Source organism: Methylobacterium sp. D54C, from assembly GCF_053345595.1.
This window is the reverse complement of record NZ_JBKFAK010000001.1, coordinates 125,882-140,856: the sequence shown is the minus strand read 5'-3', so window position 1 is coordinate 140,856 and position 14,975 is coordinate 125,882. Positions and strand designations below refer to the sequence as shown.

12 protein-coding genes are annotated in these 14,975 nt (G+C 73.9%); 6 read left to right on the top strand and 6 right to left on the bottom strand.

Annotation, left to right across the window (positions count from 1 at the left end; genetic code table 11):
- Positions 1–71: 71 nt before the first annotated feature.
- A complete protein-coding gene (locus ACLBYB_RS00695; protein WP_280142531.1) occupies positions 72–1,262 on the bottom strand; it encodes a site-specific DNA-methyltransferase in 1,191 nt (396 codons plus the stop codon).
- A gap of 586 nt (positions 1,263–1,848) precedes the next feature.
- Here ACLBYB_RS00695 and ACLBYB_RS00690 point away from each other — a divergent pair.
- The 5 genes from ACLBYB_RS00690 (at position 1,849) to ACLBYB_RS00670 (ending at position 6,368) form a co-directional block, all read left to right on the top strand.
- The gene (locus ACLBYB_RS00690; protein ID WP_020093388.1) at positions 1,849–2,199 is read left to right on the top strand and encodes a septal ring lytic transglycosylase RlpA family protein; all 351 of its coding nucleotides are present in this window, start codon (positions 1,849–1,851) and stop codon (positions 2,197–2,199) included.
- A gap of 124 nt (positions 2,200–2,323) precedes the next feature.
- Entirely contained in the window at positions 2,324–2,638 is a 315-nt protein-coding gene (locus ACLBYB_RS00685; protein WP_020093387.1) for a polyhydroxyalkanoic acid system family protein, read from the top strand.
- 74 nt (positions 2,639–2,712) lie between these two features.
- Positions 2,713–2,955 (top strand): hypothetical protein, encoded by a 243-nt coding sequence (locus ACLBYB_RS00680; protein WP_020093386.1) that lies wholly within the window; start codon positions 2,713–2,715, stop codon positions 2,953–2,955.
- Positions 2,956–3,021: 66 nt separating this feature from the next.
- On the top strand, positions 3,022–4,824 hold the full coding sequence (locus ACLBYB_RS00675; protein ID WP_447697530.1) for an ATP-binding cassette domain-containing protein: 1,803 nt from the start codon (positions 3,022–3,024) through the stop codon (positions 4,822–4,824).
- A 44-nt stretch (positions 4,825–4,868) separates the two neighbouring features.
- The gene (locus ACLBYB_RS00670; protein WP_447697529.1) at positions 4,869–6,368 is read left to right on the top strand and encodes a carboxypeptidase M32; all 1,500 of its coding nucleotides are present in this window, start codon (positions 4,869–4,871) and stop codon (positions 6,366–6,368) included.
- A 47-nt stretch (positions 6,369–6,415) separates the two neighbouring features.
- Here ACLBYB_RS00670 and ACLBYB_RS00665 read toward each other — a convergent pair whose 3' ends face one another.
- Both ACLBYB_RS00665 and ACLBYB_RS00660 read right to left on the bottom strand, forming a co-directional pair.
- On the bottom strand, positions 6,416–9,892 hold the full coding sequence (locus tag ACLBYB_RS00665; protein WP_447697528.1) for an AAA family ATPase: 3,477 nt from the start codon (positions 9,890–9,892) through the stop codon (positions 6,416–6,418).
- A gap of 22 nt (positions 9,893–9,914) precedes the next feature.
- Positions 9,915–11,153, bottom strand: coding sequence for a metallophosphoesterase family protein (locus ACLBYB_RS00660; protein WP_447697527.1), 1,239 nt, complete (start codon positions 11,151–11,153; stop codon positions 9,915–9,917).
- Between the two features lie 263 nt (positions 11,154–11,416).
- Here ACLBYB_RS00660 and ACLBYB_RS00655 point away from each other — a divergent pair, with 263 nt between their 5' ends.
- Positions 11,417–12,202 carry an endonuclease/exonuclease/phosphatase family protein gene (locus tag ACLBYB_RS00655; RefSeq protein ID WP_175556264.1) on the top strand — a complete coding sequence of 262 codons (786 nt, stop codon included), beginning with the start codon at positions 11,417–11,419 and terminating at the stop codon, positions 12,200–12,202.
- Here the strand turns inward: ACLBYB_RS00655 and ACLBYB_RS00650 are convergent.
- From ACLBYB_RS00650 to ACLBYB_RS00640, 3 genes are all read right to left on the bottom strand, one after another.
- Positions 12,120–13,556 (bottom strand): phospholipase D-like domain-containing protein, encoded by a 1,437-nt coding sequence (locus ACLBYB_RS00650; RefSeq protein WP_447697526.1) that lies wholly within the window; start codon positions 13,554–13,556, stop codon positions 12,120–12,122. The genes ACLBYB_RS00655 and ACLBYB_RS00650 overlap by 83 nt on opposite strands.
- A 65-nt stretch (positions 13,557–13,621) precedes the next feature.
- Positions 13,622–13,942: a hypothetical protein gene (locus tag ACLBYB_RS00645; RefSeq protein ID WP_020093379.1), complete on the bottom strand. Its 321-nt coding sequence runs from the start codon at positions 13,940–13,942 to the stop codon at positions 13,622–13,624.
- A gap of 140 nt (positions 13,943–14,082) precedes the next feature.
- Positions 14,083–14,895, bottom strand: coding sequence for an enoyl-CoA hydratase (locus ACLBYB_RS00640; protein ID WP_447697525.1), 813 nt, complete (start codon positions 14,893–14,895; stop codon positions 14,083–14,085).
- Between the last annotated feature and the right edge of the window lie 80 nt (positions 14,896–14,975).

Here is a 14,975-nt window from a genome sequence, read left to right as displayed (position 1 = left end):
GGGCAGCGCGACATCTGTCTGCGAGGCGCTGCTGGATTGCTTCGCTCCGCTCGCAGAGACGGTGTGCTGGCTCAGCCGTTGGCCATCGCCTGCCGGAGACCGGCCCGGTAGCTGTCGATCACCACCGGCTTGCCGCCGCGCTCCACGTGCCAGAACGTCCAGCCGTTGCAGGCCGGCAGGCCCTGCACGAGCGCGCCGATCTTGTGGATCGAGCCGATGACGAGGCCGTTGTCGAGCTGGCCGTCCGGGCGCACCGTGGCGCGGAACCGGCGGCGCTCGTCGGTCACGGTCTCGCCCGGCCGGATGTGGCCCGCCTCGATCACCGACAGGAACGGCACCCGCGGCTCGGCGCGCTTGGTCGGTGCCACCATGAGGGCGGCCCTCGACAGGGTCTCCACGGCGGCGATCCGCTCCCGGGCCGCCTCGGCGTAGGTCGCCTCGCGCTCGATGCCGATGAAGCGGCGGCCGAGGCGCTTGGCGACGGCGCCGGTCGTGCCGGTGCCGAAGAACGGGTCGAGCACCACGTCGCCGGGATTGGTCGCCGCGAGCAGCGTCCGGGCGAGCAGGGCCTCGGGCTTCTGGGTCGGGTGGACCTTGCGGCCCTCCGCATCCTTCAGCCGCTCCTCGCCGGTGCAGAGGGGGATGAACCAGTCCGAGCGCATCTGGAGGTCCTCGTTGCCCCCTTTCAGCGCCTCGTAATGGAAGGTGTAGCCCTTCGAGTCGGCCGAGCGCGAGGCCCAGATCAGGGTCTCGTGGGCGTTGGTGAAGCGCTTGCCGCGGAAGTTCGGCATCGGGTTGGCCTTGCGCCAGACGATGTCGTTGAGGATCCAGTAACCGAGATCCTGCAACGCGCTCCCGACCCGGAAGATGTTGTGGTACGACCCGATCACCCAGAGGGTCGCGTTCGGCTTCATCACGCGGCGGCAGGCGGCGAGCCAGTCCCGGGTGAAGGTGTCGTAGGCCTCGAAGGTCGCGAACTTGTCCCAGTCGTCGTCGACCGCGTCGACGCGGCTCTGGTCCGGGCGCAGGAGGCCGGCGTCGCCGAGCTGAAGGTTGTAGGGCGGATCGGCGAACACGCAGTCGACGCTCGACGCCGGCAAGGCGTTCATGGCCGCGATGCAGTCCCCGACGAGTACCTGGTCGAGGGGCAGAGAACGCTGGGTGGGTACGAGACCCATCCGTGGCGCCGACGCGGGCCGCCCGGCACGCGAGACCTGTTTCCGGGCGACGGCGTCGGCAGCCACGGTACGCGGGGAAGCCATGGCAAACACCGGTTACGCGACTGACCGGCAGACCATGCGCCGGGTACGGTAAAGGTCACGTTGTCGATTTCGCGTCCGGCGCGTCCCGTTCTGGGGCTGCAGATTTTGCCGACCGGGCGCCCGGACAATCCTCCGACAGATTAAGCAACCGTTACCCGGCCGCGCGGCGCCGCCGGGATCGGGCGACAACACTCTATCCCTGCGGGTCGCGCGCGGCCGCGGCAGCCTGTGCTTCGGAAACAGCCGCGCACGACAATCATCGTCGTGCCAGGGGCGCCGGGCGGGTCGCGCTTCCACCTCAGCGGGACGCAGGGTCACGCTCCGCGCAAGGCTTAAGAATGATGTCCTATTTTGCATCCTCCCTGACGGAGGCGAGCAGTTCTTGCTGAATACGCAGAACCACACGCCAATGCATCACCCGCAACAAGAGCGGAAATAAACTGAAATAAGCCGCCATGTAATGGGGATGACCAGCGCGAAATCGGCCAAAATGTGACCCCGACAGCCCGAAAAAGCCTGCCATATTCCGGCCCGTTTCGGGCACGACTGGCGCCGCCCCGACAAAAACAATGGGAATGCGTCGAGAATGTCGTTCGGTTTCGGTAAGCTCGTTGTCTCGCTTGGAATGCTGTCCACCGTCGTCGGAACCAGCCTCCCGGCCGCCGCCCAGAGCGGAGCGGCCTCCTGGTACGGGAGCGGCCATCGCACCGCCAACGGCGAGCGTTTCAACCCCAACGGACTGACCGCCGCCCATCGCAGCCTGCCGTTCGGCACCCGGGTCCGCGTCGAGAACAAGCGGACCGGCCGCTCGATCGTCGTGCGCATCAACGACCGCGGTCCGTTCGTGCGCGGCCGCATCATCGACCTGTCGCGCGGCTCCGCCCGCGCCCTCGGCATGGGCGGCGTCAGCTACGTGTCGCTGCAGGTCGTGCACTGACCCTTCACGGGCATCGAGCGCCCCGGCGCGCCTCCGCCCCGCGCGGGCGGGGCGGCCTCCGGGGCGTTGTCTGCCGGACCCGGACGCACCATCTGCTGCCGGGTTCAGCTCGGATCACCCGCCCATGCCCAAGCCCCTCATCGTCGACATCCCGCACGACCTCGGCCGCGACGAGGCCAAGCGGCGCCTGGAGCACGGCACGGATCAGGCGCGGGCCCTCCTCGCCAAGAGCGGAATCACGGTGGACCAGCTCGCCTGGACGGGCGACCGGCTCGATTTCGGCGTGTCCGCGGTGGCGCAGAAGATCGCCGGCACGATCGACGTGGGCGCGGAGAGCGTGCGCCTCGAGGTGAAGCTGCCGTTCCTCCTCGCCCTGTTCGCCGAGAAGATCCAGAAGGTGGCGAGCAAGGAGGGCAACCTCCTGCTGACGAAGAAGTAGCCCTCCGGAACCGGATCCGCCGCACTCTGTTTCCGCGGGACCGGTGCCGCTGTGGACCACCGGTCTCGCGGAGGATGACGGTGCCCGATTTCACGCTCGCCGACCCGGGGCAGGTCCCCGAGGTGCCGCCGCAGCCGACGCCGGTGCCGGACCGCCCCTACGATCCGCCGCAGGCGCCGACCCAGCCGCCCGGGCCGGAGATCCCCGGGAACACCCCGGCGGAGGCGCCGGGCATCCAGCCGCCCGAGATCCCCGTCAACGATCCGGGCGTGCCCGAGATCAGCCCGCCGACGGGACCGGCCAACCCGATCGCCTGACCGGGCGCCGACCGACGGGGGCGGCTCTGTTTGAACAGGCCGCCCCGCGCTGCCATAAGCCGGCCCATGGCCGCTCCCCCGCTCCTCACCCTCCAGGACGTCGCGCTCACCTTCGGCGGTACGCCGCTGATCACGGGCGCGAGCCTCGCCATCGCGCCGGGCGAGCGCACCTGCCTCGTCGGCCGGAACGGGTCGGGGAAGTCGACGCTCATGAAGATCGCCGCGGGCCTCACGGAGCCCGACCGGGGCCGGCGCTTCGTCCAGCCCGGCACGACGATCCGCTACCTCGCGCAGGAGCCGGATTTCACGGGCTTCGCCACCACCCTGGATTTCGTCGAGGCCGGCCTGCCGCCGGGCGAATCGACCCACCGCGCCCGCTACCTGCTGGAGAGCCTCGGCCTGACCGGCGCGGAGGATCCGAGCAAGCTCTCCGGCGGCGAGGGGCGCCGCACCGCGCTGGCGCAGGCGCTCGCCCCCGAGCCCGACGTGCTGCTCCTCGACGAGCCCACCAACCATCTCGACCTGCCGGCGATCGAGTGGCTCGAGACGGAGTTGAAGGGCACCCGCGCGGCCCTCGTGCTGATCAGCCACGATCGGCGCTTCCTCTCGGCCCTGTCGCGGGCCACGATCTGGCTCGACCGCGGCGAGACCCGCCGGATCGACCAGGGCTTCTCCAGCTTCGAGGCGTGGCGCGACGCCTTCTTCGAGGAAGAGGAGCGGGACCAGCACAAGCTCGACCGCAAGATCGCCGCCGAGGAGCACTGGCTGCGCTACGGCGTCACCGCGCGGCGCAAGCGCAACGTCCGTCGCCTCGGCAACCTGCACGAACTCCGGCAGAACCGACGCGAGGTGCGCCGCCCCGTGGGCAGCGTCAGCATGCAGGCCTCGGACGCCGAATCTTCCGGGAGCCTCGTCGTCGAGGCCCGGGACATCGCGAAGAGCTACGGCGAGCGCAGGATCGTCGACGGGCTGTCCCTGCGGGTGATGCGGGGCGACCGGCTCGGCATCGTCGGGGCGAACGGCGCGGGCAAGAGCACCCTGATCAACCTGCTGATGGGCCGGCTCGCGCCGGATGGCGGGCAGGTGGTGCTCGGCACCAACCTGCTGCCGGTGGTGCTCGATCAGGCCCGCGCCGTGCTGGAGCCCGGCATGACCGTCACCGACGTGCTGACCGGCGGCCGCGGCGACAGCGTCACGGTGAACGGCCAGAGCCGCCACGTGATCGGCTATCTCAAGGACTTCCTGTTCACGCCCGAGCAGGCGCGCACGCCGGTCTCGGTTCTCTCCGGCGGCGAGCGCAACCGGCTGCTGATCGCCCGGGCCCTGGCCCAGCCGGCCAACCTCCTCGTCCTCGACGAGCCCACCAACGACCTCGACCTCGAGACCCTCGACCTGCTCCAGGAGATGCTGGGCGACTACCAGGGCACGCTGATCCTGGTGAGCCACGACCGCGACTTCCTGGACCGCGTGGCCGGCAGCGTGCTGGTCTCGGAGGGCGCCGGTCGCTGGGTCGAGTATGCCGGCGGTTACAGCGACATGCTGGTCCAGCGCGGCCAGGGCGTCGAGGCGCGGACCGTCGCGCCGAAGGCGAAAGAGTCGCGCGAGCGCGCCGCCGCGCCGGCCGCCCAGCCGTCGGGCAAGCCCAAGCTCGGCTTCAAGGACCAGCACGAATTGAAGACCCTGCCGGCCCGCATCGAGAAGCTGGAGGCGGCGATCGCCCAGCTCCGCACGATCCTCGCCGACCCCGAGCTCTACGCCCGCGACCCGGCCCGGTTCGACAAGGCCTCGACCATGCTGGCCCAGGCCGAGACCGAGCTGTCGCAGGCGGAGGACCGCTGGCTGGAACTGGAGATGCTTCAGGCGGGGTGAGAGCCGCACCGTCGCGCCGCGAGACGTACCCGACCGGAGACCGCATGACCGCCTATCAGACCCTCGAACAGCGCTTCGCCCGGCTCGCCGCCCTGGAGGGCGCGGCCGGGATCCTCGGATGGGACGCGCAGACCCTGATGCCGGACGGCGCCGCCGAGGCCCGCGGCGACCAGCTCGCGATCCTCCGCGGGCTCGCCCACGGGATGCTCACGGCCCCCGAGGCCGCCGAGGAGCTGGCGGCGGCCGAGCAGGGCGGCGACCTCGAGCCCTGGCCCGCCGCCAACCTGCGGGAGATGCGCCGCGCGCAAGGACACGCCACGGCGGTCCCCCGCGACCTCGTCGAGGCCAGCTCCCGCGCCGTGTCCCGCTCGGAGATGGTCTGGCGCGAGGCGCGGCGCGACGCCGATTTCGCCCGCCTCGAACCCCACCTCGCCGAGGTGCTTCGGCTCCAGCGGGAGATCGGCCAGGCGAAGAGCGCGGCCCTCGGCCTCGATCCCTACGACGCGCTGCTCGACAGCTACGATCCCGGCATGCGCCGGGCGACGATAGACCCGCTCTTCGCGGACCTGACCGACTGGCTGCCGGCCCTGATCGCCCGCGCCCGGGAGATCCAGGCGTCCCGGCCGGCACCGCTCCCGCTCGCCGGCCCGTTCGACGTGGCGGTGCAGCGCGATCTCGGCCTGAAGCTGATGGCGGCGGTCGGCTTCGACTTCACCCGCGGCCGGCTCGACATCAGCCTGCACCCGTTCTGCGGCGGCGCCACCGACGACGTGCGGATCACGACGCGCTACGACGCGGCCGATTTCGGCCGGGCGCTGATGGGCGTTCTCCACGAGACCGGGCACGCCCTCTACGAGCAGGGCCGGCCGGCGGCGTGGCGCAACCAGCCGGTCGGCGCGGCGCGCGGCATGAGCCTGCACGAGAGCCAGTCGCTCATCGTCGAGATGCAGGCCTGCCGGAGCCGGGAGTTCTTCACCTTCCTGGCGCCGCTCCTGCAGGCGGCGTTCGGGCGATCCGGGCCCGAATGGTCGCCGGAGAACCTGCACGCGCTCAACACCCGGGTCGCGCCCGGCTTCATCCGGGTGGATGCCGACGAGGCGACCTACCCGGCCCATATCCTGCTGCGCTACCGGCTGGAGACCGCGATGATCGCGGGCGACCTCGCGGTGCGCGACCTGCCGGGGGCGTTCAACGACGGCCTGCGCGACCTCCTCGGGCTCACGGTGCCCGACGACCGGGTCGGCTGCCTGCAGGACATCCACTGGCCGAGCGGCGCCTTCGGCTATTTCCCGACCTACACGCTCGGCGCCCTGGCGGCCGCGCAGCTGTTCCGGGCGGCCCGCGCGGCCGAGCCGGCGCTGCCGGGCTGCCTCGCGCAGGGCGATTTCGGCCCCCTGCGGGACTGGCTCCGCACGCATGTCCACGCGGTGGGGAGCCTGCTCGACACCGACGACCTCCTCACCCGCGCCACCGGGACGAGGCTCGGCACGGCGGCGTTCCGGGCCCATCTGGAGGCGCGCTACCTCGGGGGCGCGGGCGCCTGAGACGCGGTGGCCGGGGAGGGAACGAACGACCCCTCCGCCGGCGACGCCTAAAGCGTCACCACGTCGACGGCGTCGCCGAGCCGGTCGCGAGCGATGTCCGCGACGTGGCGGTGGTGCGTGAACAGGATCGGCTGGACCCGGGCGCCGATCGCCGCGAGCGCATCGAGGCCGTAGCCGGTCCGGGTCTCGTCGAAGGTCGAGAACAGGTCGTCGCCGATGAAGGGGGCCGGCTCGGCGCGGCCGGCGTAATCCTCCAGATAGGCCAGCCGCAGGGCGAGGTAGAGCTGGTCGCGGGTGCCCTCGCTCATGCCCTCGATCGCGACCGTGCCGCCGCCGGCGCGCTGCCCGGCGAGCTTCGGCGTGTCGGCCTCGTCGTAGATCTGCGCCAGACCGGAGAACGCGCCGCCGGTGAGAGCCTGGAACAGCGCGCCCGCCCTTGTGACGAGCGGGTCCTGCTGTCCCGCGCGGTGGCGGGCGACCGCCTGTCCGAGCATCAGCCCGGCGAGCCGCAAGACGGCCCAGGAGCGGGAAGCCGCCTGGAGATCCGCCTCCGCGGCCTTGCGCTCCGCGAGGGCCAGCTCGGCGCCGGTGCCGCCCTCGAGCTCCGCCCGCCGCCGCTCCGCCCGGTCGCGGTCCGCGAAGATGACCTGCCCGCGCTCGGCCTGCTCGTCGGCCTCGAGCGACAGCCGCGCCAGCTCCGCCTCGATCGCCTCCGGCGACACGGTCTCCAGGCCGGCGCGCAACTCGGCCTCCGGAAGCCCGTCCGCCGCGCCCGCGAGCGTGCCGCGGAGCCGCAGGCGCTCGGCGCGCAGCGCCTCGCGCGCGCTGAGGCGGCCGAACAGCCGGTCGATCTCCGGCGTCGGTGCCGCGGCGAGGTCCGGCATCACCTCGGCCACCTGCCGGGCGAGCGTCGCCCGCGCCGCGTCGCGCGAGTCGCAGGCGCCGCGATGGGCGGCCTCGGCCTCGTCGCGGCGGCGGTCGAGCTCGGCGCGGCGCGCCTCGCGGGCCTGCGCGGCGACGAGGCGGCCGTGGAGCGATCGGACCGCGCCGGCGGGCGACACCTCCGCGAGGTCGGGCGCCAGGGCCTCGACCAGGGCGGCGGCGGTGGCTCGGAACGCCTCCATGTCCCGGCGGATCCCCGCCGAGCGGCGCTGCAGGGCGGCCCGCTCCGCCAGCCGGTCGGGCACGCTGCGCCACGCCTCCAGCGCGCCCTCGGCCTCCTCCGGACCGGCCGTGCCGTCGAGGCCGAGGGGCAGCAGCGCAGCCTCCCAGTCGGCCCGCCAGGCGGCGCGGCGGGCGGCGGTCTCCGCGAGGCTCGCCTCCAGCCGATCGACGGACAGTCCAGCCGCGCGCAGCAGGCCGGCGGTCTGCAGGTTGGCCTCCCAGCGGCTCGCCAGGGCGGCGATCCGCGCTTCGAGACCGTCCAGCGCGGCGGCGATCTCGAGGTCCGGCGCGGCGTCGAGGCCGGCGCGGCTGCGCAGGTCGGCCAGGGGCCCCCGCGCGGCCTCGATCCGTGCCAGGAGCCGGTCGGCCTCGATCCGCTGCGCGGCGAGGCGCTGCTCGGCCTCGATCAGGCTCTCCACCTCGGCGAGCCAGGCCGCCATCTCGGCCGGAGGACCGGGCACGAGCCCGGCGGGCCGCCACGCCTCGCGCCACGCCGCCTCGCCCGCCGCGATCTCCGCGGCGAGACCGGCGAGGACGTCGTCGGCCCGCGCGGCCTCCGCCTCCTCGGCGGCGAGCCGTTCCAGGTCGGCCGCGTGGGCGGCGACCCGGGCGGCGTCGGAGGCGCGCTCGTCCGCGACGCGGTCGGCCTCGAGGAGCGCGCGCTCGAAGGCCGCGACCTCGGCGACGGCGGCCGCCCGGCCGGCCGCGAGGGCGTCGCGCAGCGGCGCGAACGCCGCGTCGCGGGTTGACCGCAGGGCGTCGAGCCGCTCCAGGGTGGCGACGGGCCGGCCGGCCTCGCGCTCGCGCAGCCGCGCCCGGGTGACCGCGACCTGCCGGCGGGCGGCGTCGCACCGGTCGGCGGCCCGCTCGTGCTCGCGGGTCTTGGCCTCGAGGCCCTGACGGTAGCGCGCGACCGTGTCGGGGGCGGGCAGGGGCGTCCGCACGAGGGCGGCGAGGTCGGGCACCGGCGGCGACAGCCGCTCGGCCTGGTTGCGCAGCAGCGCCGCCTCCCGGCGGATCGCGCCGTCGAGGGTGTCGCGGGCGGCGATCCACTCGTGCAGCCGGGCGAGGGGCTTCAGCGCCTCCCGGAGCGGGGTCGGATCCCGGGCCGCGTCGGCCGCCTCCACCTCGCGGGCGAGGCGTTCCCGCTCGGCGCGGGCGGCGGCGAGGTCGCGGGCGATCTGCTCCTCGGCGGCCGCCAGGGTCCGGCCGTCGCGGATCAGCCGCTCGGTCCGCGCCCGCGCGGCGTCCGGGGGCTGGCGGGCCTCCAGCGCGGCGAGGTCGGGCACGCCGATCCGGGCGCGCAGCCGCTCCAGATCCAGCCCGACCTTGTGGGCGTCGCCCTCGATGCGGGGCAGGTCGGTGCCGCCCTTCTCGAACTCCCGGGTGCCGCTGAACGCCGCCAGGATCTCGTCCGCCCGATGGGTCAGCCCCGGCTCGACCGGCACCGATTCGGCCTCGCCGCGGGCCCGGTCGCGCGCGGTCTCGGCCCGCTCCGCCTCGGCGTCCGCGGCGCGGCACGCGTCCAGGGCGGCCCCGAGGCGGGCGATCCAGGCGGGATCCGCGTCGACGAGGTCGGTCTCGGCGGCGATGCGCCGCTCGAGCGCGTCGATCTCGGCGATGATCGGGCGGACGCGCTTGAATCGTTCCAGCCGGGCGCGCGCGACCGCGCCGGCCTTCTGCTCGGACCGGAGCGCCTCGAGCTGCGCGGCCGCCGCGGCGATCTCGTCATTCAGGGCGCGCCAGTCGCCGGCGCGCAGGCCCCGCTCGCGGATCGCCCGCCGGGCCGTCTCGTGGCGCTCCAGCGCCTGGTAGAAGGTCCGGTGCTTGGCCTGGCGCGGGGCGAAGATGGCGTCGGCCTCCGCGTCGAGCGTCGTCTGCAGCTCCGTGAGGCCGCGCAGGCCCGAGCCCGCCGCGAACAGGCTCGCACCGACCTCGCCCTCCACGTCGACCATCTCGCGGCCCCCGGCCCGGAGGCTCGCCGCGTCGAGTCCGAAGGCCCGGCAGAACACCGTCCGGGACAGGCCGCCGAGGAACGGGGCCAGCGCGTCGTCGGCGAGCGGCGCGTCGGCGGCGTCGATGAGGGTGCGGCTGTTGCCCTTCCGGCGGCGGAAGGACAGCCGGCGTCCGTCGGCGGCGGCGATCTCCGCGCCGAGGCGCAGCTTCGGCATGTCGTGCAGGAAGGCGTAGGGCGTCGTCTTCCCGAAGCCGAACAGCAGGTCGGTGACCGCCGCCAGCGCGGTGCTCTTACCGGCCTCGTTGGCGCCCAGCACGACGTGCAGGCGCGCGTCGGGCCGGAACGCGACGGTGCGGTCCGTGAAGGCGCCGTAGCGCTCCAGGGCGAGGCGGATCAGGCGCATCGGGGGTCCATGGGCGCGCGCCTCAGCAGTGCCGGCCGCCGAGGCGTCCGAGGACGAGGGCCTCGGCCTCGGCGCAGAGCGCGTCGAACTCCGCGTCGAGGTCGGCCTCGGCGGCGGCCGTCCCCGGCATCCGGCCGCCGATCTCGGCCAGCACCGCCTTCGCCCGGGCGCGGAACTCGGGGTCGCGGTCGAGGTCGGCAAGCAGGGCCGCGGGGTCGATGGCGGCGCCGGTCGGCTCCGCCGCGGCGCGCGGGCGGCGGGTCTCGATCTTCAGGCGCTCCAGCCAGATGTCCTCGTGCAGCCGGTGCGCGGCCGCCTGGATCTCGGCCGTCAGGGACTCGCGATCGGCCGCGAGGGCGTCGTGGGCCCGGGTCGTCCCCGCGAGGTGGACGCGGACCAGGAGCAGCCGGCGCGCCGCGATCCCGGCCAGGGGCCTCAGCGCCGCCTCGACGGCCTCGACGGCGCCGCGCGCGTCGGCCACCGCCGCGAGGTCGACCGTGATCTGCTCGAACCGCGCCCGGTCGAGGGGCAGGCGGCTGACGCCGGTCACCCGCCCGTCGGCGACGTCGACCACGACGGCGCCCTTCTCGCCGCACTCGCGCACGCTCCGGCCCTGGAGATTGCCGGGGAACACGATCCAGGGATCCCGGGACAGCTCCGCGTACTCGTGGATGTGGCCCAGCGCCCAGTACTCGTAGCCCCGGGCCGCAAGGTCGGCGACCGAGCAGGGGGCGTAGGTCTCGTGGGCGGCGTGGCCGGTGCAGGAGGTGTGCAGGACCCCGAGGTTGAACCAGCCCGGCACGGCGGCCGGGTAGGTGAGCGAGAGGTTCTCCTCCACCGCCCGGCCCTGGAAGCTGCGGCCGTGGACCGCGACGCGGAGCGCGTCGAGGCGCAGGGTGCCGGCGCGGGCGGTCGGGAAGACGTGGACGGAGGCCGGCAGCGTGATCGAGCGCGTGATGACGCTCTCGGCGTCGTGGTTGCCGCGCACGAGGATCGTCGGGATGCCGGCGCGGTCGAGGCGCGCGACCTGCCGGGCGAAGAACAGGCCGATCGTGGTGTCGGCCCAGTCGCCGTCGTAGACGTCGCCCGCGACAACCACGAAGGCGACCGACCGCTCGATCGCCTGGGTCACCAGATCCTCGAAGGCCTGCCGGCTCGCCGCGGCGAGGCGCCGGGCCAGATCCGCGTCGCGCGCGGCGAGGCCCGACAGCGGGCTGCCGAGATGCAGGTCGGCGGCATGGATGAAGCTGAACGCCGTCATGGCCTCCGGACGGGATCGGTGGGATGGCGGTGCGCGGCAATCCGCGGAGTGGCCGGCGTCGCCCTGCCGGCTCTTAGGCCGCCGACCGGGTCGGCCTCAAGCGTCGCCCGGCGATGGGCTGTGGGGCGCGCAGGTCGGACCGCGCCGGCGCCGACCGCGGCGCGCCCGGGCCCGGCGCGAAAGCGGTCGAACGTCCCGGCTCCGGGCGCGTTAGAGCGTGGCGGTGGCGGGAGCGCCGCGCGTTGAGGTACGAGACCGGCCCGATGAATCCTGCTGCACGCCCGGCCCGCTCCAACACCGCACCGTCACCCGTCACGCCGATCCGCCCCGCCGAGCGGCCGCACCAGCCATTCAAGATCGTGAGCTGGAACCTGCTGCGGCGCACCGGCGCGGCGGTGGACGACGTCGCCGCCCTCGTGGCGCAGGAGAAGCCCGACCTGCTGCTGATGCAGGAGGCGACCCGCGCCATCGGCTTCCTGCTGGACCGGATCGGCGGCCACTACGCCTGGGCGCCCCTGCCGGGCCGGATCCACGGGCTCGCCATGTGGAGCCCGAAGCCCTGGGCGGCGCCGCCCCGGGTCATCGCGCTCCCCTCCGGCGCCCTCGTGCACCGGGTCTGCCAGATCCTCGATCTCGGCGAGTTCGGCGTGGCCAACGTCCACCTGTCGCACGGACAGATGCTGAACCGGCGCCAGCTGCGGCGCATCGTCAGCGAGCTGCCGCCGCGGGCGGCCGTGCTGGGCGACTACAATATCGTCGGCCCGGCGCTGATCCCGGGCTTCCGCGACGTCGGACCGCGGCAATCGACCCACGCGATGGTCGAGGTGCTGCCGCTGCGGCTCGACCGCTGCCTCGCCCGCGGGCTCGTCTGCCACGCGCACGCGGTGCTGCCGCGGGGACGCTCCGATCACCGGCCGATCGTCGTCCATCTCGGCCCGGCGCCGGAGGCGCACGCCCCCGCCCGGTTCAAAGGTATGGCAGCAGCAGTCGCACGCCTGCGTCGCGCAGACGGATCGGCAGGCCGCGCGCGGCGAGATCCTCCCGGCTGAGCCGCGCCTCCATCTTGCCGCGCATGAACCGGTCGAGGTCGGCGGCGAGGTTGGCGTCGATGATCTCGACGTTCAGCTCGAAATTGAGCCGGAAGCTGCGCATGTCCCAGTTGGCGCTGCCGACGAAGCACCAGATGTCGTCGACCACCATCGCCTTGGAATGGTCGAAGGGCGGCTCGTCGAGCCAGACGTTCACGCCAGCCCGCAGCAGCGGGTCGAGATGCGCCCGGGTCGCCCAGTCGATGTAGGGATGGTCGCTGACCCGCGGGATGATCACGTCGACGGTGATGCCCCGGGTCGCGGCCTGGGCCAGCGCGCCGGTCACCAGCTCGTCGGGAAGGAAGTAGGGCGTCACGAAGCGCACCGACCGGCGCGCGCAGGCGAGCGCCTGGAGGATGACCTGCTCGATCTTCTCGACGTCCGCGTCCGGGCCGGAGGTCACCGCCCGGGCGACGCTCGGTCCGCAGGGCTCGAGGTCGACGAACCACGGGGGGCCGTCGAGGATCTCGCCGTCCACGAAGGCCCAGTCGGCCGCGAACGCGGCGGCGAGCTGCTCGACCACGGGGCCGGTCAGGCGGAAATGCGTGTCCCGGATCGGGTGCTCGGGCTTCAGGGCGACGCGATTCGGGTGCGAGATGTTGAGGCCGCCCGTGAAGGCGATCCGGCCGTCGACGATCAGCAGCTTCTTGTGCGAGCGCAGATTGAGGAACGGCATCCGCCAGGGGAGGGCGGAGTGCATGAACAGGGCGGCCGGCACCCCGGCGGCCGTCAGGCGGTGGTAAACCGGCGCCCGGAAATAGCCGCCGCCGATCCCGTCGATGATGACGCGGACCTGCACGCCCCGGGCCTTCGCCTCCACGAGGGCGTCGCAGAATTCGCGGCCGGTGGCGTCGTCCCGGAAGATGTAGCTCGACAGGCCGATGCTGGACCGCGCCGCGCGGATCGCCGCCAGCATCTGCGGATAGCCGGCGTCGCCGTTGCGGAACATCTGCACGGTGTTGCCCGCGAAGGCCGGCAGGCTCGTGATCCGCCGGATCGCCCTGTCGAGGGGCCAGAGCGCCTCCGGCACCACGGCGTCGTCGGTGTCGGGCAGCTGCGTCGCGTCGGACGGCTTGGTCCGCAGCCGCCGCGCGCGGCGCGAGACCCGGTTGATGCCGAAGGTCAGGTACAGGGCGGTGCCGAAGATCGGCGACAGCCACGCGAGCCCGATCCAGCCCACCGCCACGCTGACCCGGCGCTTGCGCAGCAGGGCGTGCAGGGTGACGCCGATCGCCAGCGCGAAGCCGATCAGGGCCTCGACATCCGACCGCATCAGGGCGGTCGACTGGACCCAGCGGGTGATCGCGTTTTCCAAGGTGAGGCTATCCGGGTTCGCGTCGGGAGGCGCCGGATCGACCTGAAGCGCATGCGGCGGGCGGATTAATCCGCCGGCTTGGCCGGATGCGCAATGGGCGCGGCGGCCGCGGCGGCCGCGGGCCGCTCGCAGCGATAGGGTCCGCTGCCGTCGAGGGCCCCGTACAGGACCCGGCCGCCGGAAGCGATACAGCGCGCCTTGGCCTCGGCATAGGGCCGGTGAAAGCTCCAGATGGTGATCATCGGCCCGATCGTCGCGAGGCAGACGCCGCCGAAGATCACGGCGGCGGCCCAGGTCGCGCCGTTGCGGTTCGGCCGCGGGGGCCGCGGCGGCGGCATCGTGCCGTAGAAGGACAGCGTCAGACCGAGCAGGTCGAGGGTGCTCATCAGCCGTTCCGCGTGGCGGCGCCGAGCCCGGCAGGGTCGGACAGGCCCCTCATCCTAGGGCAGGGCGGCGCCATCACCTATGCGCGTCGCGCCGAAGGGCCTGCGTCGTATCGCGCCAGTGCGCGGACCGGGACGCCGGCTCACGGCTCCCAGCGGGGCGGCCGCTTGCCCAGGAAGGCGTCGATCCCCTCCTGCGCGTCGGCCATCATCATGTTCCGGGTCATGACCTCGGCGGTGTAGCCGTAGGCGTCCTCCAGACCCATCTCGATCTGCCGGCCGAACGCCTCCTTGCCGATCGCCAGGACGCGCCGGGCCTTCCCGGCGATCCGGGCCGCCAGGGCGCCCACCGCCGCGTCGAGATCCGCCTCCGGCACGGCGCGGTTGACCAGCCCGATCCGCAGGGCCTCCGCGGCGTCGATCGGCTCACCGACCAGCAGCATCTCCAGGGCGGCCTTGCGCGATACGGCGCGCGACAGGGCGACCATCGGGGTCGAGCAGAACAGGCCGATCTGCACCCCCGGGGTCGCGAAGCGGGCGGTCTCGGCGCAGATGGCGAGATCGCAGGTGGCGACGAGCTGGCAGCCGGCGGCGGTGGCGATCCCGTGCACCCGGGCGATCACCGGCTGCGGCAGGCGCGTGAGGCTCAGCATCAGCCGGGCGCAGGTGCGGAACACCGCCTCAGTCGCCTCGCGGGACGGATCGGCGCGCATCTCCTTGAGATCGTGCCCGGCGCAGAAGGCGGGGCCGGCCCCCTGCAGGATCACCACCCGCACGGACGGATCCGCGCGGATCGCGTCGAGCTGCTCCTGGAGCGCGCCCATCAGGGCCATCGACAGGGCGTTGCGGGCCTGCGGCCGGTTCAGCGTCAGCGTCGCGACCCCGTCGGCATCGCTGCGCAACAGCACCGGCGCCTCCGGGCTGGCGGCGTGGGCCGTGGCGAGGGCTGCGGTCATGGCGGCGTCTCCCGGCGCCGGCCTCCCTGGCACGGGGCCGGTCGCGTCGCCGGACGGTAGCACGCAAGGTTCAGGTCCGC

Coding starts and splice junctions, on each gene's coding strand:
- ACLBYB_RS00695 (WP_280142531.1), bottom strand. CDS start 1,262: ATGGCTTCCCCGCGTACCGTGGCTGCCGACGCCGTCGCCCGGAAACAG.
- ACLBYB_RS00690 (WP_020093388.1), top strand. CDS start 1,849: ATGTCGTTCGGTTTCGGTAAGCTCGTTGTCTCGCTTGGAATGCTGTCC.
- ACLBYB_RS00685 (WP_020093387.1), top strand. CDS start 2,324: ATGCCCAAGCCCCTCATCGTCGACATCCCGCACGACCTCGGCCGCGAC.
- ACLBYB_RS00680 (WP_020093386.1), top strand. CDS start 2,713: ATGACGGTGCCCGATTTCACGCTCGCCGACCCGGGGCAGGTCCCCGAG.
- ACLBYB_RS00675 (WP_447697530.1), top strand. CDS start 3,022: ATGGCCGCTCCCCCGCTCCTCACCCTCCAGGACGTCGCGCTCACCTTC.
- ACLBYB_RS00670 (WP_447697529.1), top strand. CDS start 4,869: ATGACCGCCTATCAGACCCTCGAACAGCGCTTCGCCCGGCTCGCCGCC.
- ACLBYB_RS00665 (WP_447697528.1), bottom strand. CDS start 9,892: ATGCGCCTGATCCGCCTCGCCCTGGAGCGCTACGGCGCCTTCACGGAC.
- ACLBYB_RS00660 (WP_447697527.1), bottom strand. CDS start 11,153: ATGACGGCGTTCAGCTTCATCCATGCCGCCGACCTGCATCTCGGCAGC.
- ACLBYB_RS00655 (WP_175556264.1), top strand. CDS start 11,417: ATGAATCCTGCTGCACGCCCGGCCCGCTCCAACACCGCACCGTCACCC.
- ACLBYB_RS00645 (WP_020093379.1), bottom strand. CDS start 13,942: ATGAGCACCCTCGACCTGCTCGGTCTGACGCTGTCCTTCTACGGCACG.
- ACLBYB_RS00640 (WP_447697525.1), bottom strand. CDS start 14,895: ATGACCGCAGCCCTCGCCACGGCCCACGCCGCCAGCCCGGAGGCGCCG.